Genomic DNA, 24,493 nt, shown 5'->3' with positions numbered 1-24,493 from the left:
AGTAACCTTTATCTCTAAGACAGAGATACATGAAAAACCCCCATTCCTTTCCATGAAATTTATCCGAAAAAGAACATATAGACACGGATAACGGTCTCTCGCAAAGCTTTCAATGCCTTGCTCATCTGGTTCTCAACCGTCTTTACCGACAGATTCAATTCCTCCGCGATCTCTTGGTATTTCAAGCCATCCCGTTTGGATAGCAGGAAGATCTTCTTCCGTTCGGGAGGTAGCCGATCGATAGCGTCCCACAGGCGGGCGTCACGCTCCGATCGCAGGATGTCTTCCTCTTCCGAGGTATCTTCTACGTCGGGTAACTGCTCGGTAACCTCAACGCTTACCGACTGCGAGGTAAATGAAAGAGAACGGTTCCTCACCGTTTGATATAAATACGCCTTGAGGTTCCCGATCACATTACCGGCCCGGTTCTTATCCCACACATCCGCGAAGGCCTGTTGCACGATATCCTCGGCATCGTCTACCTGATCGGTATAACGAAGCGCGAATAAACACAAGGGCTTATATAAACTCTTGAAATGATATTCAAACTCTTGGGTGGTGATAGCAGCCATACGTTTGTTGTCTGTAACAATTCGCCGCGAAGTAACAACCTTTTCTTTTTAACGAAATCGCTTTTCAGTTTCTTTATAATGGTTTTAATAAAAAGAAAGCGTTTAGGGGCTTTATTCCTAAACGCTTTTTCTTATTACGAATTAATGAGTATCAATACGGACGAAAACCGATAATCCGGCGTACCTCATTCAAAGTCTTCGAAGCGCTCTCGCGCGCTTTCTCTGCACCCATACGGGCTACCTTGTCCAGATATTCCGTATTGGCGCCCATATCCGCGATACGCTCGCGGATCGGAGCGCAGAATGCATTGATATCCTCGGCCAACTGCTTTTTCATATCACCGTAACGGATCTCGCAATTGTTGTATTTCGCATTGAAGAAATCATAGGTCTCTTTCTCCGAGACAATTTCCATCATCGTGAATAAATTGGCGATCGGCCCGGGCTTCACGCTATTCGGCTCGGTCGGGCCTGCGTCGGAAACCGCTTTCATAACCTTCTTCTTGATTGTTTTCTCATCGTCTATCAAGTAGATCGCATTACCCTCACTCTTCCCCATCTTGCCGGAGCCATCCAAGCCCGGCACCTTCACGGACTTATCGCCCAAATGGAACGACGCGGGTTCCGGGAAGAAATCCACGCCATACGTGGAATTGAAACGACGGGCGAAACGACGGGCCATTTCCATGTTCTGCTCCTGATCCTTACCTACAGGGACCTTCAACGCCTTATGGATAATAATATCGGCGGCCATCAAGGTCGGATACGTCAGCAGACCAGCGCTTACGCTATGTTTATTACCTTCGTTAAAAATCGCTTGCTCCACATCGCCCTCACATCCTTCCCGGCTGATATGCAACTGCTGACGGGCCTTATCCTTGAAGGAGGCCGTACGCATCAACTCGCCGATACCGGCGTTCATATTCAAATACAGGTACAACTCTACCACCTCCGGCACATCGCTCTGGATATAAACGGTAGCTTTCTCCGGATCGATACCGCAGGCCAGATATTCCGAGAGGATCGTCTTTACGCTATTCCGTATGTTGTCAGGATGCGGGTGAGTAGTCAACGAGTGCCAATCAGCGATAAAGAAGAAGCAATTATACGCATCTTGCATCTGCAAGAAACTCTTTACCGCGCCAAAGTAATTGCCTAGATGCAGATTACCTGTCGGTCTGATTCCACTTACTACTGTTTCCATGTCTTGTTAATTTTAGTTTTCAAGTGGCGGCAAATTTAGATATAAATCTCGATTTATAGGCTAGCGGGATCAGAAAAGATACGACTTATTTTCTCCGCCTCTTCCGCGTTCCCTCCCCGTAACATAATTGTAAAGAAAATGAAGTGTAGCTGTTATTCGCTCCCTCTACTTTCGCGGCGGAAAAGAGAGAACAAACGATGAAGCAATTAGCACTTGTTTTATTCCTGGCGTTGGCCCCGGCCGCTTGCCTGACCGCCGCGACCGTGAAGGGCCGGGTAAAGGACGCACGGACAGGCGAAGAGCTGATCGGCGCTGCCGTGTATGTGAAGGAACATCCGGCGATAGGAACGACTGTCGGGCTGGACGGTTCTTTTGTCTTGAAAGAGGTGCCGGAAGGGAAGGCGGTCACGCTGGTATGCAGCTATATCAGCTATGAGACACAGGAGCTGCGAGTGAACGCGCTGTCCGCCGGGGAGGTGCGGTTCAACATGCAGCCTTCGGCGGTGAGCCTGGAAGGGGTGACCGTCATCGCGTCCAATCCGGGACGTACGGAAGCCGGCGCCCGCGGGATCGAGAAGCAGGCGATGAACGTGGTGAACGTCATGAGCGCGAAAGCGATCGAGCTGTCGCCGGATATTACGGTCGCCCATGTGATCCGGCGCATGTCCGGCGTGACGGTCGAGCGGAACAGCAGCGGAGAGGGCCAGTATGCCATCTTGCGGGGGATGGACAAGCGGTATAATTATACGTTGATAAACGGCGTGAAGATTCCGAGCCCCGATAACAAGAACCGTTTCGTGCCGCTGGACATCTTCCCCTCCGAAATGCTGGATCGCCTGGAGGTGACCAAATCCTTGACGGCGGATATGGAGGGAGACGGCATCGGTGGCGCTGTCAATCTGGTCATGAAAGACGCCCCTTCCGAACGCCAATTCACCGCCAACCTCTCTACCGGTTATAACGCGATGTATTTCGACCGGGATTTCCAGTCGTTCAACCGGGGCGATATCGTAAAAGAATCCCCCTACGAGGCATTGGGAAAACCGGAGGATTACAAAGTGACGATGGACGATTTCACAACATCCAACCTGCGGATGAAATGGAAGAAGCCGCTGCCGGACCTGATGGCGGGGCTTTCGTATGGCGACCGCTTCTTCGGGGATCAACTGGGCGTCATGCTGGCAGGGAGTTTCCTGAATACCCACCGCGGAAAAGAGAGCCAGCTGTATTATCAACCGGGAACCACCCACGACGGGATCGAATACCGTAATTACTCATCGGAGCAGACGCGTATCGGCGTGCATGCCAAACTGGATTACTCCTTGAACGAGCGCCATAAGCTGACGTGGTATAACGGCTATATGGATATGAGCGAGGCCGAGGTGCGCGACAGGGAAGATGAGAAGGAGCGGGCGGTCCGTATGCGTTGGAACCATCAGTACATCATCAACTCGACCTTAAAGGGAGAACATCTGTTCCTGCCCGGCGGCGCGTTGCGGTTGAGCTGGTCGGCTGTCCTGTCCAAGGCCTTCAGCGAGACGCCCGATAACGCAGAGATCTATCTTCTGGGCTCTCACGTCTCTACCACGGATGCCGCCAAACGCCGTTGGGAGCATAACTCGGATAGGGACAAGGCCGGATATGTCGGCCTGTCATACAAGCTGAGGCTGGAGGGCGGGGCGACCCTGAATTTCTCGGCCGGAGGGGTGTACCGGGACAAGCGGCGTGACAGCTTCTTCAATGAATACACGTTCAACTCGGCTACCGGCGCCAAAGATCCGCAATATATCAATCAGGATTGGTTCAATTTCGACGAGATCCTGTTCGTCCCCCGCCCCTACGGCAACATCGGAGACCCGCTGAACTACGACGCGACGGAGAAGATCGGTGCCGGATATGGGATGGTGAAGTACACCTTGGAGCGATGGGAACTGATCGCCGGGGCGCGTATCGAGCATACGAACCAAGGGTATGTGCTAAAATTCCCCCGCGACGTCGATCCGGAAGGCAACCAGGTCTATACGGATGTGTTGCCCAGCTTCCATGCCAAATACGCTGTCCACCGGGACGCCAACTTGCGTCTCTCCTACACCCGGGCCATCAATCGCCCGAGCTTCTTCGAGATCGTGCCTTACAGCATCATCAATGAGGACTATAAGGAGAAGGGGAATCCGGACCTGAAGCATACGGTCGCCGACAACATCGACCTGCGCTACGAGTTCTTCCCCCGCTCTTCCGAGCAGTTCATGGTCGGTCTGTTCTACAAGAACATCCAGGACCCGATCGAGTACGGGTTGCTGAACGAGGGGCAGGATACCTATTACAAACCGATGAACTTCGGCGACGCCAAGAACCTTGGGGTGGAGGTGGATGTGATGAAATACTTCAGCTGGTTCGGCTTGAAGGCGAACTACACCTATACGCACTCGAGGATCACGACAGACAAGCGTATCATGGAGGGATCGGAGGTAAAGTCGGCGCGCCAGTCCCGTCCGCTGTTCGGGCAGGCCGCCCATGTGGCGAACCTCTCCCTGCTTCTCAAGGAGGCAAGGCACGGCTGGGAGGGCCAGCTCTCTGCCGGCTACACGGGGAAGCGGCTGAGCGACATCTCCAACTGGCTGGATGATGATCTATGGGAGGACGGGTACCTCCAACTGGATGCTTCGATCGAGAAAAGCTTCAAGAACGGCATCTGCATCTTCGGCAAGGCCTCCAACCTGTTGGATATCCCGCTCTTGCGCTACATCCAGAAAGGGCCGCACACGGAGAACGTGGATTCGGACCGGAAGGACGGGAACGTGATCGAACGGAAAGAGTGGAACGGGCAATCCTTCCTGCTCGGCATCCGGTATAAACTTTGAACATAGCAATTTACATTAATATTCACACTAAGCATCTATTTTATGAGAATCAATGCATTATTAGCGGGCGCAGCCATCATGGCCATGACGTTGGCGGCTTGTGGCGACGACGATCCTATCAATCCGGGTAATAACCAGGGTGAAAACGAAGAGCCGGGAACGGGAACGGGAACGGAGACAGAGACGGTAGAGGGAGCTGTCGAGGGGACGTGGAAGGCCAATTCCATCATCTGGGTATCCGGCCACATCACCGTTCCTGCCGGGAAGTCCCTGACCATAGAGGAGGGGGTGCAGGTTATCTTTGACGACAAAGGGGTAGGCGCCAACCATGTCCCTGTCGAGTTCACGGTAGACGGCAACCTCTACTGCAAGGGGACGGCCGAGAACCCCGTCCTTTTCTCCGTGGCGGAGGAGGACCGCACGAAGGCGAATACGTTCGCGGGCTTGTGGGGCGGCATCGTCGCCTCGAGCAGTTGCGAGGAGATGTTGATCGACCATACCATCATCGAATATACGGGTGGACAGGTGGTGGAGGGTTCTCCGGCTGCCGCCAACGGGGTGTACACGGCCGGTGACGACGCCTATCCGCAGATCACGACCAACAATATCAAGGGAAAATATGTCATCACCAACTCCATCCTCCGCAATGGCTGGTCGGACGGCATCTACCTGATGGGTGGCCAGGCCATCATCGCCGGCAACAGGTTTGCCGCCAACGGCTACGACGGGGCGGAAGCGGTCAATGTAAAGGCAGGATGCACGGTGGACGTCGCCGGCAACCTCATGTTCAGCCCGAACACCAACGGATTGAAGCTCTCCAGCTCCGGGCAGAGTGAGACGCGCGGCCAGGCGAAGGTACAGGCCTACAACAATACGATCATCAACGCCGGCTGGCGCCGCGACGGCGAGAAGGGCGGCAGCATCTATGTGGAGAAGAACGCGCTGGCGAATGTATTCAACAACCTGATCGTGAACTGCAAGTTCCGTGCCATGACCCCAAAATACAAGACACCGAACAACCCCGAAGAGGGCTATTGCGACCAGTCGGTGATCGATTATAACCTGTATGCCTCCGGCAGCCAGAAAAGCGATATCGTATATGAAGAGGAGAGCGGCGTCGCATACGCTTGGGCCGGGTATAACTACGAGCATAAGAATTACAACACCGCTGCGGTGGATGTGCACAGCCTGATCGCCACCGAGAAGGATCTGAAGGATCCGCTGTTCGTCAACTTCCCGGTCAACGAGGTAGGTTTGACCGAATATGCGTATGACGAGGGATGGGATTTTCATGTCAAATCCGGCTCTCCGGCATTGACAGGAGCGAATAGCGGGACAGAGGCTAACCTGGCGCCCTTCTTCTCAACCGGCGGGCTTTCCGTAAACGGGGCCACTTACCGTTCGCCGGCGGTGATAGCGCAATTCGGAGCCTTCGGTTTAAAATAGGAGCGGCGCGATGAATAGAAGACACTATTTGCAAGCCCTGTCGGCGCTGTTTGCCGCCTCCCTTCTCGGGGGCTGCGCGCCCGACGGCAAGCAGAAAGAGATACCGGGGACGGGAACGGCCATGGCCGCCCCCGCCCCGACCGGGAAAGCATTCGACATTCCGCCCGTATCGGAGAAGAGCAAGAATTTCTACCTGGTCAGCGACCTGGGGCGGAACGGCTATTACGAGCAGAAGACGATCGCCGAGCTGATGGGCAACTTGGCGGAAAAGATCGATATCGAATTCATCGCCGCCGCAGGAGACACCCACCATTTCGAGGGGGTGGCCAGTGTCGACGATCCGCTGTGGATGACCAACTACGAGCTTGTCTACAGCCATCCCGAACTGATGCTGGAGTGGTACGCCGTCTGCGGCAACCATGAGTATCGCGGCAACACGCAGGCGGTATTGGATTATAGCAAGAAAAGCCGCCGTTGGATCGCCCCTTCCCGCTATTATGCCAAAGTGGTGGAGGCGGGCGAGAACGAGAAGGCCCTGCTGCTGTTTATCGACACCTCGCCCTTGATCGACAAATACCGGAACGATACGGCGAAATATCCCGACGCCGGCAAGCAGGACCGGGAAGCACAGCTGCGATGGATCGAACAGACGCTGGCCGCTTCCACGGAGGAATGGAAGATCGTGATCGGCCACCATCCCGTCTACGCCGATACACCGAAGGAGGAGAGCGAACGCGCGGATATGCGTAAGTACCTGGAACCGCTGTTGGACAAGTACGGGGTCGACATCTACTTTTGCGGCCATATCCACAACTTCCAGCACATCCGGCCGGCCGGCAGCGAGGTAGACTATCTGGTCAACTCGTCCGGCTCCCTGCCCCGTAAGGTAAAGGCTATCGAGGGCACGCAGTTCTGCAGCCCGGAGGCCGGATTCACGGTCGTCAGCCTGGAGGACGGCAAGTTATCCTTCTACCTAATGAATGGAAAAGGGAAAATCCTATACGCATACAGCCGGACAAGATCTTAGCGTAACAAAGCTGAAAAAAGAGCGGCATTAAACAGGAATACGTATCTTTGACGGGTAAATCGTTAATCAAATTCATTAAACGTATGAGACACATAAATTATTTGGTATTGTTCCTGGTGGCTTGTTGCGCAGGTGCTTGCAGTTCCCCGGGAAATGACGCGAAGGATGCTTATCCGATGTTCTGGACTTGGCAGGATTACCGACCCGGAATGAATTTTGACTCCATCTGTACGATCATGCAGGAGGCAGGGATAGACGGTGTCATGCTAAACGCCCCTACCCCGGATGATTATCGGGCCGCTATTCCCATCGCCCGGAAACATGGGATAGAGGTCTACGCTTGGTTATGGACGATGAATCCGGAACATGACCGGGACGCTATCTTAAAAGAACATCCCGAATGGTTCAGCGTAAACCGTAACGGACAAAGCTTGGCTGATACGACCGCTTACGTGGATTACTACAAATTTATGTGCCCCGCCTTACCAGAGGTACGGGAGTTTATCAAGAAGAAAATAGAGGCCTACTGCGAGGTCGAAGGCTTGAACGGCATCGCTATCGATTACCACCGTCTCGTAGACGTTATCCTGCCGACTACCCTTTGGCCGAAGTACGGTATCGTGCAAGACCAGGAATACCCGCAATGGGATTTTGGCTATCACCCGGCTATGATCGAGAAGTTCAAGGCCGCCTACGGATATGATCCCAGAGAACAAGAAGATCCCTCGCGAGACGAGAAATGGCTCCAATTCCGTTGTGACCAGATTACCGAGGTTGCCAATATGATCGCCGACGCGGTTCACGCTCATGGGAAGAAAATGGCGGCCTCTCCTTTCCCGACCCCCAAGATGGCTTCCCAAATGGTTCGTCAGGACTGGGGAAAATGGGACCTGGATATTGTCTTCCCTATGGTGTACCACAACTTCTACACAGAAGATATTAGTTTTATCTCAGACTGTATGATCGAGGATGTTCGAGACAAGAACCCGGGAACTACGCTTTACTGCGGCTTGATGGTTTCAGACGATATGCAAGCCAGCATGGACGCCGCGCTAAATCATGGGGCGGAAGGAATCTCCATCTTTACCGTATCGGCTTTACGGACTCCGGAAAGCCGTGCGATGTTCAAGGCCTACGCGGATAGTGTCCGTGCGGTCCGTGCCGAGAACAATGGACTGAATCCGGCTTTATCCAAGAGCACCCGAGTAACGAATCCTTTCGAGAACATGGATATCTTGAATCGGATAAACGCGAAGATCAAGGAGCTCGCCAACGTACCCATCCCGAACATCGCCGATTACAAATTGGTAAAAGAGCGAGGTGCCACGAAATACTACGAGGTGAAAGAGCTGAACACCGGAAAGACGTTCCGCGTAGATTTCTACTTCTACGGAGGCATTCTTTCCGGGTGGAATGTGGCAGCCAAGTAGCCTTCCGGGATCAGCCTCCTCCAGCCACCCGGAATCGTACGACAGCCTTCAGGGGCTTACCGCCTTGAGTGAGTCCCTCTACGGTCACGGCATACTCGCCCGGCAGATCGGAGGTAGAGAAAGGGATCTCCAGCTCGCTCGCTCCACCGGTCTCGACGGAGGGCAGCCACAGCAAGGTATGCCGATAATCGGGCACGCGGCTCTTCCGGCTCGCCTCGTCCGGGTAGGCGGGGGCATAGAACAGACGGTGAGGCTGTGTGCCCTCATAGTCGAACAGCTGCGTGGAGGTATCCACTTTTAGCCGGGGATAGTCGTTCTTGTAGGTATAGAACGCCAGGATTCCCTCAAACACCTGCCCACCGAAGGCATACCGCTCCCGGTACACATCCAGGCGCTTGATCAAAGAGGGATCATACGTATAGATCAGCTCATGATCCATGATCGGAATCCCATCCAGCAACACGAGCGGGGTATTCAGGGAAACCGTCTGGTTGGAGAGATCCGACAGCAAGACAAACAGCGAATGGCCGCCATCCTGCCGGCTCCGGAAAGAGACCGACTCCACGAACTCGAAGACAGACTCGCCCATGGTGGGGAATCGGGTCCACTCCTCCATCACGTACGTCTTGTAAGGGCGGCTCCGGAAATGCGCCAGCGCCGGAGCCACATGTCCCAAGGAATCGGCCGTAAACAAGCGAGTCGCCTGCAAGCCCACGTATCGCTCCGTCAACGCGGTACGCCAAGCGGGATTCAAGCGGAACCGAGGCATCTCCGCGGCCGCGTGTACCGCGAAGGGCGACTGTATGTCCACCCGATACGTCTCCCCCGTATTCGAATACGTAGAAGTAGCCAGCTCACGCATGCCGCCGATCCGCGTCGTATAGAACAGGACGGAGGCATCCGCTTGCCGTTGTCCGCCAAACACGCGTATCTCATCCCCCACGAAACCCAGCAAGGTAGACACGCCCGTCTGCTCGGCAGGCTCGCCGGTACGGGCATTCACCAGCTTGGCCGCTATCAGGTGTCCCTCATATTCCGGAAGGAACCGCTCTTCCAGCCTACCTTCTCCCAAGGCAGGCAACGCGGCCTTCCAACGCTCGACCGACATAGCGTCGGGCACCGGGATAAACTCCCGTCCCGCCACCGAGACGGATAGTGTACGCGTATCCTTCGGGATCCCCCGCAAACGGATCTGTCCGTTCTCCCGGCGGGAGAAGTTCTCCTTGTCCAAGGAAAGCTGAAGCGTATTCCCCGAGGAATCCGCGGGATCAACCGCCAGAAGCGTATCGGTAGGCACACGCTCATCCTTCCGGAAGGTATTCACCACGCCGATCGTTTTCCTGAAAAAGACCGACTCCCCCTCATTCCGCATATAACGGGTATAGGCCACCAACCGGTAATACCCCGTCGGCAACACCGCGGGCAGCTCCAGCCAGCCCTCTCCTACCCCATTCCGGATCTCGATCTTCGCCTGGACCACCGCCGCCGTCTCATCCAGCAGCTCCACATACCCTACCTTGCTAAAGGAAGCCGGCACGCCCGACGCATCGGTCAGGCAGAGCTTCAACCACAGCAACTCGCCCGCCAGATAAACCTGTTTATCCGTCTGAGCGTACATACGCTCGCGGAAATCCTCCGCCGCGCGCAGACCTTCCTGCCCCAACAACAAAGCCACCAACAACGTTATGATCTGTCTCATGCTCCAAGCTTTTTAGAATTTAATATTATACGAGATATAAGGGATCGGCGCGCCGAAGATCGCGAGCTTGTAGCCCTTCAGCCGCCCGTTCTCGGCCACGTAATACACGGAATAGGCGTTATCCCGTCCGGTCACGTTGTAGACCCCCAGCGACACGGTGCTATGGGTAAGCAACGTCAGGTGGTGGCTCGGCTCAATGTTGATCGACAAGTCCATCCGGAAATAATCCGGGATCCGATACTGGTTCCTGTCCGAGAAATAGACGAACTCACCCCCGGCGTAGTTGTACTTGCTCACCGGAATGGAGACCGGCCGTCCCGTACTGTAATCGCAGTTCATCGACACGCTGAAACGCTGCGTGAACTTATAGTTGCCCACGAACTTCAAGTCGTGCGGCTTATCATAATCCGCCGGATACCACTCGCCCCGGTTCACGGGCTTCAAGATACGGGGATCCTCCTGGCGCAACCGCGTGCGCGAGTAGGTATAGCTCACCCAGCCGTTCAACCTCCCTTCCGGCTTACGGATCATCAGCTCCACGCCATAGGCCCGTCCCGTCGTATTCACCACGTCTTGCTCGATGTGGTGGTTCATGATCAGGTTCGCCCCGTTGCGATAATCCAGGTAATGATCCATCGTCTTGTAATAGCCCTCCACGGATGTCTCCAAGCCCGCCTTCGCGAAATTCTTGTAAAGGCCCACGGCCACTTGCGAGCCGGTCTGCGGCTCGATGTTCGCGTCGCTCAGCTTCCAGGTATCCGTAGGCGACATGATCGTGGTGTTCGACAGCTTGTGGATGTTCTGCCGCATCGTGTTATAGCCCGCCTTCACGGAGAAACCATCCACGAACTCATACCGTGCGGAGACCCGAAACTCCGGCCCCTGGTAGGTCTTGTAGATCCCGCTTCCCTCCTCGCGCGTCTCGATCAAGCTCGAGGGCGAGGGTAACTTATCCGGCTCATACAAGGCATAGGTACGCGGCCCCATCACGTTGAACAGGCTGTAGCGCACCCCCGCCTCCACCGAGAAGGAAGAGGTTATATCCCAACGATCGCCTATGTAGAGAGCCGATTCCAACGCCTTCTCCCGCTGCATCCGGTCGTCGAGCACCAATGACTGGTCGCCCTTTCCCAGGTATTCCCCGGGGTTCAAGTTGTAATAGAGCGAGCTTAACCCGAAGCTCAGCAGATGCTGATCGTGCGCCTGCCAGTTAAAGTCGGCCTTACCGTAAAACTGGTCGATCCCGAACGACAGCTCGTAGGCCGTAGCCGGGTTGTCGGTATTCTCCGTATGGTTGCGATAATGGTCGTAGCCGGCGGAGAAGACAGCGGTCAAGTCCGGATGGAAGGCATGCGTCCATCGCAAGGAACCACTCGCGTTCTGGTAGGCGTACCGCTCTGCCTCGTCGAAGCGGAAGCGGTCATGGCTGAAATAGCCGGTCAGCGCCAGGCTGTTGCCCGGGTCGAAGCGATGGTCGATCGAGGCGTTCAAGTCGTAGAAGCCCGCCTGCCCGTCCTTATAGCCGCTCTTCTCGGGCAAAAGCCCCAGGAGCCAGTCGGAATAGGTGGTACGCGCCCCGATGATATACGAGGTCTTCTTCCCCGCCAGTGGTCCTTCCAAGGTCAGGCTACTCGTCAGCAGGCCGATACTGGCCGATCCCTTGAATTCCTCCTTGCTCCCCGTCTTCGAGTTGATGTCCAGCACGGACGATATACGGCCGCCGAACTTCGCGGGGATGCTGCTCTTATAAAGCTCCATGTCCTTCACCACATCCGCGTTGAAGATGGAGAAGAGTCCGAACAGGTGCGTCGGGTTATACACCGTCCCGCCATTGAACAAGATCAGGTTCTGGTCTGTGGCACCGCCCCGCACGTTAAACCCGTTCGAGACCTCGCCCACCGATTTCACGCCCGGCAAGGCCATCACCACCTTCAATATATCCAGCTCGCCAAAGGCGGTAGGCACATTCTTGATCTCCTTCACGTCCAGGCGTGTCACGCCCATCGCCGTACTCCGCACGTTCTCCACCAAGTTGGCCGATACCGACACCTCGTCCAGCACGTATACCTGTTCCTCCAGCTCGATATCCAGCCTTCCCGAGGCATGCAGCATAACCTGGCGCTTGGTATCCTTCAGGCCTACCGAGCGGATACTCAGGGCGTGCCTGCCCGCCGGAAGCCGGATCGAGTAGTGTCCGGCGGCATCACTCGTAACGCCGATGGCCGGATCCGCCACCTGCAAGGAGACTCCCCTCAGCGGCTCGCCGGTCTTGAAATTCGTGACCGTACCCGCCAGCGTTACCCATTCCTCCGGCTGCCCGCTTGGAGTACCTACCTCATACACCTTATTCTCGGAGGAGGCCCGTTGCTCGCGGCGCAGGGAGGTGTAAGAGAGCGTATCCCCCGTCTCCCGGATCTCCACCGCGTTGAAATACCCATCCGGCAAGGAGGCCACCAGCTCATCCCCCGCCGTTACGATCAAGTCGTTCGCGAACCTCGTCACGAACAACGAGGCCGGACGGAACGCGTCTCGCAAGACCTGCTCCGCCTCCGCGTCCTTCACGTCTACCGTGACCGTCAGCGCGTTCAGCACCGCCGTATCCCCCAACACGCGGAGCCCCGCCTGGCGCTCGATCACGTCGATCAATTCCATGGCCGGACGCCTGTCCAGCCGGATCGTCACCCGTCGCTCGGCAAAAGCCATCAGCGCCACAAGCGACAAGATCATCCCTATATATCTCCGTCTTCCCATCCGCGCTGATTTAAGGTTTCACAATATTCCAGCACACGGACCAACGACCGTTCCCGCCCGTCGCCGAACGAGAGCCCTTGCTCCTTGATATACCGTTTCAATTCCGCGCCATGCTCCTTGAACAGCTTCAGCAGCGACCGCTTGCCACTCACCGGATAATACACGCCCTCCTTGCAGACCCAGAAAGAGGTACGCTCCACGAAGCGGTTCGTCATCGTCAGCCCCTCCATCTTCCGTTCCAGCATCTTCGAGGAGCGTTTCCACAAGGCATATTTGCCGTCATGCAAGCGGGCATAGAAGCCCTTCGGGAGAGTCTCCTTTTCCCCCATCGGCTCCATATAGAACAGGTCGTAGTCCGGCAGCGACACGAAATCGACCCGTTCCGAGGGGATCAGCACGTGCAGCTTTCTGTCCGGCGAGAAAACGACCAGTCTGTCCAGCCGCACGTTCAGCCGCATCGCCACGGCGGGATACACCACCCCATCGAGCGCCAGCGTCCCCGTCCGGTACTCCTTCGTATCCAGATAAGGATGCCCCTCCAGGCGGTTCAAGTACCGAGGCTCCAACTCCCCCGTATAGAGCAAGGACTGGTTTGCCGCCCTCTCCACATACTGTCCCTCCTTGCCGGCGGACGGCAAGCGATCTGCCACGGCAAGCTCCTGCGCCGCGGCGATGCCTCCGTTAAGGAGGCTGAGCAGATAAATGATGTTTTTTCTCATTCGCATCACCAGATTCAGATTTATGTTAACTGATATCCTATCTTTTTATAAATGATCCGTCGGCCACCAAGAGGGCTTGTTCTTCGTGGCGTTGTAATGCTCACGGCAATCCACGCAGCGAGGAGTAGCGACCACCGACGGATAAGTATACCAAGGAAGAGAGGGATAGTCTTTAGCCGGATAAGTCCAACAAGCCTCCCCGCGACCCTCATAAATATCACGGCTGAAAGGGATGTAAAGAGCTTTTTTCGTCACATTACAGACTTCCACATACCCCACTGTCACCTCTTCCGGGTTGGACAAACAATAGACATTCCCATTATCGCCGGCCGACATCACCACATTGAACAGGCCTCCCGTCCGCTCGATCTCGTCTTGCAAAAGACGGTAATACTTATACGAGTCCTCACGCAATTGCATTTGCGAGACCTCTATGTAATACAATTCCGAGAGCCTTTCATCCACACAAGGGATCTCCAGCAGCTTTTTCTGAGGGATTACATTGTCTGCCAACCGGGTAGACTCATCAATAATTATCATCTTGGACGAGTCCCTGCCCCAGCAATAGTAGGTATTCATAGGCGTATTCCTGTCGAACATCATAAACTTACCATCTATATAGCCGGCGTTGGCGAACAACTTCGACCTTATCTCCCAAACCTCCTGGTAACTCCAGCGATAATAGGGTGACTCATTGCGGGAGGCATGCGTGGTGACATGGATGGAGACCGGTTTCTCCAACCCGGCCTTCTGCCAGGAAACGCTGTCTATCTCCGCGGTTCGCATCGGCTTCAGGAAGGTGGATTGATAGTCTTTCTCTCCCAAGGAGAAGTTTAAACGATACTCCAAATTAAAATCAAGATCGCCTGTCTGGATACGATACGAACCATTTCCCTCATAAACCGCGGGAAAAAGCATGCCATTACTGCACTCTACGTTCATCAAGGCGTCGGCGATCACCTCATCTCCCCGCAAGGTGTCCAAGATACCCACGCTCCGGCTCAAACGAATAACTGACTCGCCATTCGTGATCATCCCGTCCACCACGAGGATACCACTCGTACCTTTCACTTCCGGAGTAAAGTCGGAGAGACAAGAAACCACTGATACCAAACAAAAAGATACAAGGAACAGCGCCAAAAGGTTCAACTTGAGCCTTCCGGGGATTAAGGGAGATTGTACATTCTTGCTCTTCATAAAACCACCGATTTAAAGTCGTGCCACAAACACGTTCACAATATAGGCATTATTTCCCAAATCACAAAAAATTAACGCACAAATATTTACCAAAATTTTCCAAGTCACTGGAATCCGTCTCGCATTCCATTGACTTAGCGCCGTATCTCAATGGTTTTCCGGTCGGGTCTCAATGGGAAAAACGGGGGAGCCAGGGCGCAAAGGGCGCATCTTTACGTGCCTTTATAAAAACTTTTATATATATATATAAATTTACATCGTACTTACACAGTAAGATGAATATTTTTATATATATATATTTTTTAGCGGAGGTCTTGTTTTTGCGCCCTTTGCGCCCTGGATCCTTTTAGGAAGGCGGCGTTGATCCCGGCTTATCCTTTTGATCCTTAATGCTTTCGGGTTTCTCAGGGTCGCTATTCTCCTCCTCCCGCCCAGGGCGCAAAAAATTGGCTTTTACCTGTTCCGACGTGATCCCCGTGATCTCGAAAAGGCGTTTTTTCCGGCGATTTCGTGAGCAAAAAAGCCTGTTTTTTCAGCACCTCGCTCGACGTAAGTAGACGGAAACGCGTCGGCGCGATACGTAAAAACGCTCTTGTTTTCGCCTTAATTTCGATCTGCGCAAGATACAGTGGCGCGTCGAGACGCTCAAAAAAATCCACGACACCATACTACAAATTCAAGAAAACAACTTGCTCTTTCAAACAAAACCCCTATCTTTGCCAAAATTTTGGAGAGAGAGCAGATGACAAACAAGACACATAAGGATAATCCGAAGTTCCGTTCCGGTCATATGTCGGAGGCTGAGGCTCTTTTCTCCATTTTACGGGATTATAATTGGGGTACATAAGATGCGTTGGTTACTTTCACTGACGCATTTTTTGTGTCCATCGGCCCGGTGATAGAATCTGTTGGATGTAACATTCTGTAAAACCATATATAACAAATAAAAACAACCCGAATTACTATGTCGAAAAGTGGTATCAAAAAGGTGATCGTCCTGGGCTCGGGCGCCCTGAAGATCGGACAGGCCGGCGAGTTTGACTACTCCGGCTCGCAAGCGCTGAAGGCCCTGAGAGAAGAAGGGATCAGCACCGTATTGCTAAATCCGAATATCGCGACTATCCAAACATCCGAGGGAGTGGCCGATAAGGTATATTTTCTGCCTATCACTCCTTACTTCGTCGAGGAGGTTATCAAAAAAGAACAACCGGACGGGATCCTGTTGGCGTTTGGTGGGCAGACCGCTTTGAACTGTGGCACTCAACTTTACACCGACGGCACGTTGGCTAAATATGGCGTGAAAGTATTGGGTACATCCGTTGAGGCTATCATGTACACCGAGGATCGCGACCTGTTTGTCAGGAAACTGAACGAGATAGAAGTGAAGACTCCGATCAGCCAAGCCGTCGAGAACATGGACGACGCGGTGGCTGCCGCTCATAGAATCGGTTTCCCTATCATGATCCGTTCCGCTTACGCGCTAGGTGGTATGGGCAGCGGTATCTGCAGGGACGAGGCTGAGCTTCGCGCGCTGGCGGAAAGCGCCTTCACTTACTCGTCCCAGATCTTGGTCGAGGAATCTTTGAAGGGTTGGAAAGAGATCGAGTTCGAGGTGATCCGCGACAAAAACGACCATTGCTTCACGGTAGTGAGCATGGAGAACGTCGACCCGCTGGGCGTACATACCGGCGAGAGTATCGTAGTAGCTCCGACCTGCTCCTTGAACGAGAAAGAATTAGACCTGCTGAAGGCGCTTTCCACCAAGACGATCCGCCACCTGGGAATCGTAGGCGAATGTAATATCCAATACGCTTTCAACTCCGAGACTTGCGATTATCGCGTGATCGAGGTGAACGCTCGTCTGAGCCGCTCTTCCGCCTTGGCATCCAAGGCCAGCGGTTATCCATTGGCGTTCGTCGCCGCCAAGTTGGCGTTGGGCTACGGACTGGACGAGATCGGCGAGATGGGCACTCCGAACTCCGCGTACAAGGCGCCGGAGGTGGATTACATGATCGTGAAGATCCCGCGCTGGGACTTGACGAAGTTCGTCGGCGTCAGCCGCCAGATCGGTTCCAGCATGAAATCCGTGGGCGAGATCATGTCGATCGGCAAGAGCTTCGAGGAGATCATGCAGAAGGGGCTTCGTATGATCGGGCAAGGCATGCATGGTTTCGTAGGCAACAACGATATCCATTTCGACAACTTGGACGAGGAGCTGGCGAACCCTACCGACTTGCGTATCTTCGCCGTGGCGCAGGCCTTGGAGCAGGGATATAGCGTAGACAGGATACACGAGCTGACAAAGATCACGCGCTGGTTCTTGGAGGCCTTGAGGAACATCGTGGATTACACCCACGTATTGAAAGGCTACAACCGGATCGAGGACCTTCCGGAGGATGTATTGAAAGAGGCGAAACGCCTTGGTTTCTCCGACTTCCAGATCGCTCGTTACGTAGAGAACCCGGGAGGCAACATGGAGAAAGAGAATATCCGCGTACGCAACCTGCGTAAGAAAATGGGTATCCTCCCGAGCGTGAAACGCATCAACACGGTCGCTTCCGAACATCCGGAGCTGACCAACTACCTGTATATGACTTACGACGGCACGCCGCACGATATCTCCTACTACCCGAATGAGAAGAGCGTGATTATCTTGGGTTCGGGAGCTTACCGCATCGGGTCGTCCGTCGAGTTCGACTGGTGTTCGGTGAATGCCGCCCAGACCGCCCGTAAGCTAGGCTATAAATCGATCATGATCAACTATAACCCGGAGACCGTATCTACCGATTACGATATGTGCGACCGTCTTTACTTCGACGAGCTTTCATTCGAGCGCGTGCTGGACGTGATCGATCTGGAATTGCCGAGGGGCGTGATCGTCTCCGTAGGGGGACAGATCCCGAACAACCTGGCGATGAAACTGTACCGCCAGAATGTTCCGGTATTGGGTACATCCCCGCTGTCGATCGACCGTGCCGAGAACCGTCATAAATTCTCCGCGATGCTGGATTCGCTGGGCATCGACCAACCGCGTTGGGCAGAGCTTACCAGCATGGAGGAGATCGACGCGTTTATCGAGAAAGTAGGCTTCCCGATCTTGATCCGTCCGTCTTACGTATTGTCCGGCGCGGCGATGAACGTTTGCCATACGAAAGAGCAGATGATCGAGTTCTTGGATTTGGCCGCTAAGGTATCCAAGGAATATCCGGTGGTCGTATCCGAGTTCATGCAAGGGACGAAAGAGATCGAGTTCGACGCTGTCGCCATGAATGGCGAGGTGGTTGAGTACGCGATCTCCGAGCATATCGAGTTCGCCGGTGTTCACTCCGGCGACGCTACCTTGGTGTTCCCGGCTCAGAAGATTTACTTCGAGACAGCCCGCCGCATCAAGAAAGTAAGCAAGATGATCGCGAAGGAGCTGACGATCAGCGGCCCGTTCAATATCCAGTTCTTGGCGAAGAATAACTTCGTGAAAGTAATCGAATGCAACTTGCGTGCCTCACGCAGTTTCCCGTTTGTATCTAAAGTATTGAAACGCAACTTCATCGAGACGGCTACCCGCATCATGCTGGATGCTCCGTACACGAAACCGGACAAGAGCGCGTTCGATATCGACTGGATCGGCATCAAGGCCTCCCAGTTCTCATTCGCCCGCCTGCACAAGGCAGACCCTGTATTGGGCGTGGACATGAGCTCCACCGGCGAGGTGGGTTGTATCGGCGACGATTTCAACGAGGCTTTGCTTTCCGCCATGATCGCCGTAGGCAACCGTATTCCCAAGAAGAACATCTTGGTATCTTCCGGCGCCGCCAAGAGCAAGGTCGATTTACTGGAGCCTTGCCGTGTGCTGGATGCCAAGGGTTATACGATCTATGGCACGCACGGAACCGCCAAGTTCCTGAACGATAATGGCATCAAGGCAACCACCGTATGCTGGCCGGATGAGGAAGGTGATTTGAATGTCATGGATATGTTCAGCAATCACGCTTTCGAGCTGGTGGTAAATATCCCGAAAGATCATAGCAAGCGCGAGTTGACCAATGGCTATAAGATCCGCCGTGCGGCGATCGATCATAACGTCCCGTTGATCACGAACGCCCGCCTGGCCAGCGCCTTCATCGACGCTTTCTGCGGGATGAACGTAGAAGATATTCAGATTAAGAGCTGGCAGGAGTACAAATAATCAAAATTTGATTACATTCGCGTGAGTGTAATAAGAGACAAGGCTTTATGCCTTGTCTCTACAGTTTAAAGGCCATGTACAGACGACTGCTTTTTACCCTGTCATTATCCATCGTGGCGATTCTCGCCTCGCGTGCGTCTGTGGTCGCTCCCTCTATCCTCGTACAAAATTATTCCGTAGACGATTATAAGGCCAGTTGCCAAAATTGGGATGTAGCGGTTTCTCGCCGTGGCATCTTATATGTCGCTAATAATTCCGGCCTGGTCACATTCGACGGGAATACATGGAGAACGTATCCATTACCGGATAAAACCCCTGTTTATAAAGTATCGTCCCGGAACGATTCGATCTATACCCAAGGCAAATCATCGTTAGGCTATTGGCTTTACGACGGGCTCGGGAATCTGGAATACCATCCGATCGATACGCTCCCGCCGCACATACGTTTCGATGATCCTGAGACGAATTACACGATCCCGGAAGAAATCGAGGAGAAACACCCAACTTCCTTCGCCAGCGCCGGAGGTCTCCATTTCACGGGCACATCGACGTCCGGTATTTATATCACCGGCGACGCGGGGGAAATCTTTCAACATCTCAACATCAACAATCAGTTACAAGATAACATCGTACGCTCCATCTGCGTACAGGATGATAATTTAATCTGGGTCGCCCTGGATAATGGTATCTCCCAGATAGATATCAACCCTCCCATCGCCATGTTAGGTAAAAGAAGCCGGATCGGAAAGTTGGAAGACGCTGTAAAAGAGGATAACCGCCTCTATATCCGGACAAATATCGGCTACTTCAGCCGGAGCCTGATGTTCGGAGATCCGTTTACCCCGGTATCCGATGAGACCGGACGTTCATATATCCATCCGGATACGACCGACAACCATTTATCGGTAAGCACTTTATTTAAGAATAAGGAGGTATTGGGCGTATTCGCCAACGCGGAAAGTATCTACCCGGTTCCAGACGATTTGTATTGGCTCACGACCGGCAACGAGGCAGGGCTCTTCCATCGGGAGAACGGCACGGGGACTTTAAAATGCCGGATCTTATTCGATAATTACGATCTGAATCTGGTGACCAACGGCAAACGGATCATCCCCTTGAATGATTCCCTTGATCTGGTATCGGCCATGCAAGGGACCCTATTGATCAACACCCGCCAATTAATAGAGGGAAGCCTGGGAGGATTAACGATGCCGTGGTTTACGCGCATCGAGTATCAAGATCAAGAAGGCACGCATTATCTGCATCCGGACACGCAAAGCATCGACCTGCCCCATAACTTCCAAGAGCTCTCGCTATACATCGGGACAACGGTATTCACCCTCAACCACCAAATCAGCTATAAGCTGGAGGGGGTATCCGCCGATTGGTCTTCTTGGCAGAAGGACGGCCGCGTTACCTTCTTGCAACTTCCGGAAGGAACCTATGAGCTAAGGGTACGCAAGTATGTAACCCGGGGTCCGTTTCCCGAGATCACGCTGCAAATCACGGTTCGCCCTCCTTGGTACAATACCGTATGGGCCTATTTGATCTACGTCGCTTTGATAGGGCTCGCCATTCAAGAAGGGCTTCGGTATCATTTACGGAATTTGCGGAAAAAAGAACAAGAAAAGCTGGAGGCTGAACGACAAGCCGAACGGCAAAGGCTTCAACAAATGAAAAGCGAGATGCTGGAAACGGAGTTGCAAAACAAAAACAATGAGCTGACCCTCCAGACCACGGCCCTGCTAAAAAGGAACGAGGCAATCCAGGCCCTACTGGAAGAACTCGATAAGCAGAAAGAGACCTTGGGCGACCGGTATCCCAATAAATTATACACCCGTTTGCGTTCTTTGATGGAGTCTACCTTGAACAATCAAGCGGATTGGGTGCGGTTCGAGAGCTATTTCAATAGCGCCCACCAGAATTTCATGGATCGTTTGCGGCAACAATACATGGATATAACGGCAGGAGATTTGCGTATTTGCTGCTTGCTCCGCATGAACCTTTCCACGAAGGAAATCGCGTCGTTAATGAATGTATCCGTACGGGCGATCGAGCTGAGAAGGTATCGCTTAAGAAAGCGATTAGCCCTTGATGGGGATACGAATCTTGTCGATTTCTTGATGAACTACTAAAAATATTTTCTAGAATATGCCTAATATATAATATTCTATATAATAGCCTATTAAATACTCGTGAAAAGGGGATGAGAAAGTCGTGTAGTAGTCTTGTCCCATAAAAAAAACATTTGCGCAAGTCGTGTAGTAGTCATTTTCATGGCTCCCGTGATTTATTGTGTTTCCTTTGCCGTCGAATAAAATCTTAAATTCTTTCAATATGATGAAATACGAACTGGAGAAACAATTGGATGCGCTGGAAAAGAAGGGCATCGACAGACGGCATTTCTTTAAGTTATTGGCGGCGACAGGACTGATCGCAGGAGCCAATACCGGAAAAGCAAACGCTGTCTCAAGCAACGCAAAAGGTAAAATCGTCATTATCGGTGGAGGAGCCGCCGGTATCAGTATGGCCGCCCGATTAAAACATTGGCTTGATGAACCGGACATCACCCTGATTGACCCCAGCGATCGTCAGTTTTATCAACCGGGATTCACGCTGATCGCCTCAGGAGTGTATCAACCGGAAGATGTTTGGAAGAAGCAAGAGGATTGTATACCTAGCGGTATAAAATGGATAAAGGACTCGGTCGCCGCGGTTGATCCTGTATGGAATCAGGTAACGACCCTGAATAACGGAAAGATTCCGTACGACTTTTTAGTCCTGACCCCGGGATTGCAATGTAACTGGGAAAAAGTAGAGGGTATTACCCTCGATACCTTGGGACAGGGAAACGCGAACTCCATTTACGACTTCGAGGGCGCTCAAAAGACATGGAAAGCCATTCAGGAATTCGTGAAAAAAGGAGGCAAAGGTATCTATACCGATACCTATACAAAACATAAGTGTGGCGGCGCTCCCAAAAAGATCTGTTTATTGTCCGAGCATTACGCGAGGAAACAAGGGACTCGCGACAAACTGCAATTGGATTTTTTTACCGCGTCGAAGCAACTATACGATGTCCCGTATTTCACGCCTCGCCTGCTGGAAATATACGATGAACGTAACATACCTATCAACTTGAATGTACGTGTGAAAGGTGTAGACACATCCGCGAAACAGGTGCACTTTGAGAAGATAGAGACAAAGGGCGAGGAAAAGATCGTAACGCCGTTCGTAGAGGATTACGATTTCTTGCACTTCACCCCGCCTATGTCCGCCCCCGATTTCGTCCGTGACGCGGGGTTAGGTTGGACAGAGGGTAAATTGGCCGCGGAGGCGTGGGTGATGGTCGATAAAGAGACCTTGATACATAAGAAATACCAGAACATTGTTTCTTTGGGTGATGTAGCCGGTATCCCGACCAGTAAGACATCTGCCGCTATCCGTAAGCAAGTGCCTATCGCCGCCAAGAACCTGATCGCCCTCATGGAAGGCAAAGAGCCGACCGAGAAGTACAACGGCTATGCCGCGTGCCCGATCGTTACGGATTACGGCCATGTGTTGCTTTGTGAGTTTGACTACGATAAGAAACCCGACATTTCATTCCCATTCTCGATGATTGATACATCAAAAGAGCAATGGCTCGCCTGGATCTTGAAGGTATATATTTTAAAACCGATGTATTTCATCGGAATGCTCAACGGTTACGCCTGATATGGATAAAGAATCTATGAAATAAAACTCCCTATAATTTCGAATGCCAAACTACAAAGCCCCTGGTTTCAGTTGCACGAAACCGGGGTTTTTGATTTTTAACGGGTAGCCTTTTCCACCAAATATACGATCGACTTATAGGATATCCCACTATTCATCGTCAAACCGATCTCGCACGTACGGCTATTGCTATAGCCTTCGATCACTCCACGCAGGTCCGGTTTCAGATAATGAAGGCCGGAAGCATTTAGTTCCGGATAGAAGAAACTGCGGTCTCCCGCCCAACCGCAGCAAGTGACTCGAGCGGGAGAGACCACCCGGTTCGCGCATAAGCCTGCCAATCTCACCAACTTGTCTTGTATCCACATCTTCATAATCAGCCGAAGCGCCCATCGTACGGGTAATACAAGCCGGGAAATAAACCATTTCCATCCCATTCTCTACACCCGTCCGTCTCTTGAACCTCGACGTACCGGAAGGTGTATGCCGAGTCCAAAGCGGGAATTTGTGGGCGCGGAAAGCGATATCCTCAATAATAGATACCGTCCCCCGCGGGCGTCTTCCCGCGGCGGAAGTAAACAAACCGTTCCGTACCCGCCAATACGTGGCGTAGAGCTTCGGATCGGTCGTAAAGGATACCGGATATAGGGTTTGTACATCTGCCAACCGCTCCTCTATATCCCGGAATTGGATTTGAAGTTCTTCTTCTCCATTGGAAGCCGTGTCGATCAGCAACGCTACCGCGTCATCGGGTAAAGCGCGCAATATCTCCGGCATTCCCGGTTCATCCTCTACCGCATGTAAAGCGTTTCGATCCATCAACTCGGCGGCAGACACCTTGCACTGGCGTAATGGGCCTATGGCTCTGCTTGCTTCCATCAAAGAGGGGAAATAAATCAAGGCGGAAGCTTTTAAGGGCTCATCGGGGACCGTCTCGAAAGTAACCGAGGAGATAAACCCCAAGGTCCCTTCCGAACCAACCATTAGATGCATGAGTATATCGTATGGATCGGAATAATCCAAGAAAGAGTTCATGCCATAACCGCAGGTGTTCTTCAACTCATATTTAGAGAGGATCCGGTCTTGCATGTCCGGATTCAACAAGATCTCCAAACGGAAATTCATCAGCCTCTCCAACAAAGATACATGCGTTTTCATGAAATTCCTACGGCTCTCCGACGAAGCGGTGTCCAGGAAAGTTCCATCCGCCAACAGAATCTCCATATCCTGAATCGTATTGTAGGAATTATAGATGATACCGTAGCCAGAGCCACTCGAGTTATTCGCTACGATTCCACCGATACGCGCGGATTTGATGGAGGCTGGGCTAGGCCCCAGCTTACGGCCGTAAGGTTTCAGCAATCGGTTGGCCTCCTCTCCGGTTATACCACAAGGGAACTTCGCCAAATGTCCGTTCAAGGAAATCTCAACTTTCCCATAATCAGGACCGATTTCCATCAATACAGAATCTGTGATCGTCTGCCCGGACAGGGAGGTTCCCCCGGCTTTAAAGGTTACGGATTTACCCGTCTTCTCACACTCCGCGAGAACACGCCTTACATCTCGTACGCAATTTACGATTTCAACTCGTTCAGGATTCAACTTGTAAATCCCGGCATCTGTTCCTTTCGCTAATGTAGTTAGAGCGTCAGCATATACTTTTTTTATCTCCATCGTCTAATGCCTTTAT

Annotated in this window: 15 protein-coding genes; 7 read left to right on the top strand and 8 right to left on the bottom strand. The window is 52.9% G+C overall.

The genetic code is table 11. The annotated features are described in order from the left end of the window. Positions 1–59: 59 nt before the first annotated feature. Positions 60–572 (bottom strand): RNA polymerase sigma-70 factor, encoded by a 513-nt coding sequence (locus G7Y39_RS01290; protein WP_165154293.1) that lies wholly within the window; start codon positions 570–572, stop codon positions 60–62. Positions 573–723: 151 nt separating this feature from the next. Further along, complete coding sequence (trpS, locus tag G7Y39_RS01285; RefSeq protein ID WP_165154291.1) at positions 724–1,776, bottom strand: tryptophan--tRNA ligase; 1,053 nt, start codon at positions 1,774–1,776, stop codon at positions 724–726. A gap of 197 nt (positions 1,777–1,973) precedes the next feature. On the opposite strand from trpS, the gene G7Y39_RS01280 reads away from it, so the two are divergent. From G7Y39_RS01280 to G7Y39_RS01265, 4 genes are all read left to right on the top strand, one after another. Then, positions 1,974–4,637 carry a TonB-dependent receptor gene (locus G7Y39_RS01280; RefSeq protein ID WP_165154289.1) on the top strand — a complete coding sequence of 888 codons (2,664 nt, stop codon included), beginning with the start codon at positions 1,974–1,976 and terminating at the stop codon, positions 4,635–4,637. A gap of 42 nt (positions 4,638–4,679) precedes the next feature. After that, a complete protein-coding gene (locus G7Y39_RS01275) occupies positions 4,680–6,083 on the top strand; it encodes a hypothetical protein (protein ID WP_165154287.1) in 1,404 nt (467 codons plus the stop codon). A 121-nt stretch (positions 6,084–6,204) separates the two neighbouring features. Beyond that, positions 6,205–7,110 carry a metallophosphoesterase gene (locus tag G7Y39_RS01270; RefSeq protein ID WP_241159941.1) on the top strand — a complete coding sequence of 302 codons (906 nt, stop codon included), beginning with the start codon at positions 6,205–6,207 and terminating at the stop codon, positions 7,108–7,110. An 83-nt stretch (positions 7,111–7,193) separates the two neighbouring features. Next, positions 7,194–8,540: a family 10 glycosylhydrolase gene (locus G7Y39_RS01265; protein WP_165154283.1), complete on the top strand. Its 1,347-nt coding sequence runs from the start codon at positions 7,194–7,196 to the stop codon at positions 8,538–8,540. Between the two features lie 10 nt (positions 8,541–8,550). On the opposite strand, the gene G7Y39_RS01260 is transcribed toward G7Y39_RS01265, so the two are convergent. From G7Y39_RS01260 to G7Y39_RS01240, 5 genes are all read right to left on the bottom strand, one after another. After that, the gene (locus tag G7Y39_RS01260) at positions 8,551–10,239 is read right to left on the bottom strand and encodes a hypothetical protein (RefSeq protein WP_165154281.1); all 1,689 of its coding nucleotides are present in this window, start codon (positions 10,237–10,239) and stop codon (positions 8,551–8,553) included. 12 nt (positions 10,240–10,251) lie between these two features. After that, positions 10,252–12,990, bottom strand: a complete 2,739-nt coding sequence (locus G7Y39_RS01255) for a TonB-dependent receptor domain-containing protein (RefSeq protein ID WP_165154279.1) — start codon at positions 12,988–12,990, stop codon at positions 10,252–10,254. Continuing rightward, positions 12,969–13,709 carry a hypothetical protein gene (locus G7Y39_RS13485; RefSeq protein ID WP_206225133.1) on the bottom strand — a complete coding sequence of 247 codons (741 nt, stop codon included), beginning with the start codon at positions 13,707–13,709 and terminating at the stop codon, positions 12,969–12,971. Before G7Y39_RS13485 ends, G7Y39_RS01255 begins: the two co-directional genes overlap by 22 nt. A 45-nt stretch (positions 13,710–13,754) precedes the next feature. Next, positions 13,755–14,906: a DUF4249 domain-containing protein gene (locus tag G7Y39_RS01245; protein ID WP_165154277.1), complete on the bottom strand. Its 1,152-nt coding sequence runs from the start codon at positions 14,904–14,906 to the stop codon at positions 13,755–13,757. Between the two features lie 413 nt (positions 14,907–15,319). Next, the gene (locus G7Y39_RS01240) at positions 15,320–15,565 is read right to left on the bottom strand and encodes a hypothetical protein (protein WP_165154275.1); all 246 of its coding nucleotides are present in this window, start codon (positions 15,563–15,565) and stop codon (positions 15,320–15,322) included. 305 nt (positions 15,566–15,870) lie between these two features. On the opposite strand from G7Y39_RS01240, the gene carB reads away from it, so the two are divergent. The 3 genes from carB (at position 15,871) to G7Y39_RS01225 (ending at position 22,803) form a co-directional block, all read left to right on the top strand. Further along, positions 15,871–19,089 carry a carbamoyl-phosphate synthase (glutamine-hydrolyzing) large subunit gene (gene carB / locus G7Y39_RS01235; RefSeq protein ID WP_165154273.1) on the top strand — a complete coding sequence of 1,073 codons (3,219 nt, stop codon included), beginning with the start codon at positions 15,871–15,873 and terminating at the stop codon, positions 19,087–19,089. Between the two features lie 74 nt (positions 19,090–19,163). Further along, on the top strand, positions 19,164–21,224 hold the full coding sequence (locus tag G7Y39_RS01230) for a transcriptional regulator (protein WP_165154271.1): 2,061 nt from the start codon (positions 19,164–19,166) through the stop codon (positions 21,222–21,224). Positions 21,225–21,426: 202 nt separating this feature from the next. Beyond that, positions 21,427–22,803, top strand: coding sequence for an NAD(P)/FAD-dependent oxidoreductase (locus G7Y39_RS01225; RefSeq protein ID WP_165154269.1), 1,377 nt, complete (start codon positions 21,427–21,429; stop codon positions 22,801–22,803). A 189-nt stretch (positions 22,804–22,992) separates the two neighbouring features. Here G7Y39_RS01225 and G7Y39_RS01220 read toward each other — a convergent pair whose 3' ends face one another. Beyond that, positions 22,993–24,477 (bottom strand): FAD-binding oxidoreductase, encoded by a 1,485-nt coding sequence (locus G7Y39_RS01220; protein WP_241159934.1) that lies wholly within the window; start codon positions 24,475–24,477, stop codon positions 22,993–22,995. Positions 24,478–24,493 lie beyond the last annotated feature (16 nt).

Origin of the sequence: Parabacteroides sp. ZJ-118, assembly GCF_011038785.1 — a bacterium.
Lineage (GTDB): Bacteria > Bacteroidota > Bacteroidia > Bacteroidales > Tannerellaceae > Parabacteroides.
The sequence above is the reverse complement of the archived record's forward strand: the minus strand, read 5'-3'. Positions and strand labels throughout refer to the sequence as shown.

What these genes read in the sequence shown, in the direction of transcription:
- G7Y39_RS01290 (WP_165154293.1), bottom strand. Translation starts at nt 572, where the DNA reads ATGGCTGCTATCACCACCCAAGAGTTTGAATATCATTTCAAGAGTTTA.
- trpS (WP_165154291.1), bottom strand. Translation starts at nt 1,776, where the DNA reads ATGGAAACAGTAGTAAGTGGAATCAGACCGACAGGTAATCTGCATCTA.
- G7Y39_RS01280 (WP_165154289.1), top strand. Translation starts at nt 1,974, where the DNA reads ATGAAGCAATTAGCACTTGTTTTATTCCTGGCGTTGGCCCCGGCCGCT.
- G7Y39_RS01275 (WP_165154287.1), top strand. Translation starts at nt 4,680, where the DNA reads ATGAGAATCAATGCATTATTAGCGGGCGCAGCCATCATGGCCATGACG.
- G7Y39_RS01270 (WP_241159941.1), top strand. Translation starts at nt 6,205, where the DNA reads ATGGCCGCCCCCGCCCCGACCGGGAAAGCATTCGACATTCCGCCCGTA.
- G7Y39_RS01265 (WP_165154283.1), top strand. Translation starts at nt 7,194, where the DNA reads ATGAGACACATAAATTATTTGGTATTGTTCCTGGTGGCTTGTTGCGCA.
- G7Y39_RS01260 (WP_165154281.1), bottom strand. Translation starts at nt 10,239, where the DNA reads ATGAGACAGATCATAACGTTGTTGGTGGCTTTGTTGTTGGGGCAGGAA.
- G7Y39_RS01255 (WP_165154279.1), bottom strand. Translation starts at nt 12,990, where the DNA reads ATGGGAAGACGGAGATATATAGGGATGATCTTGTCGCTTGTGGCGCTG.
- G7Y39_RS13485 (WP_206225133.1), bottom strand. Translation starts at nt 13,709, where the DNA reads ATGAGAAAAAACATCATTTATCTGCTCAGCCTCCTTAACGGAGGCATC.
- G7Y39_RS01245 (WP_165154277.1), bottom strand. Translation starts at nt 14,906, where the DNA reads ATGAAGAGCAAGAATGTACAATCTCCCTTAATCCCCGGAAGGCTCAAG.
- carB (WP_165154273.1), top strand. Translation starts at nt 15,871, where the DNA reads ATGTCGAAAAGTGGTATCAAAAAGGTGATCGTCCTGGGCTCGGGCGCC.
- G7Y39_RS01230 (WP_165154271.1), top strand. Translation starts at nt 19,164, where the DNA reads ATGTACAGACGACTGCTTTTTACCCTGTCATTATCCATCGTGGCGATT.
- G7Y39_RS01225 (WP_165154269.1), top strand. Translation starts at nt 21,427, where the DNA reads ATGATGAAATACGAACTGGAGAAACAATTGGATGCGCTGGAAAAGAAG.
- G7Y39_RS01220 (WP_241159934.1), bottom strand. Translation starts at nt 24,477, where the DNA reads ATGGAGATAAAAAAAGTATATGCTGACGCTCTAACTACATTAGCGAAA.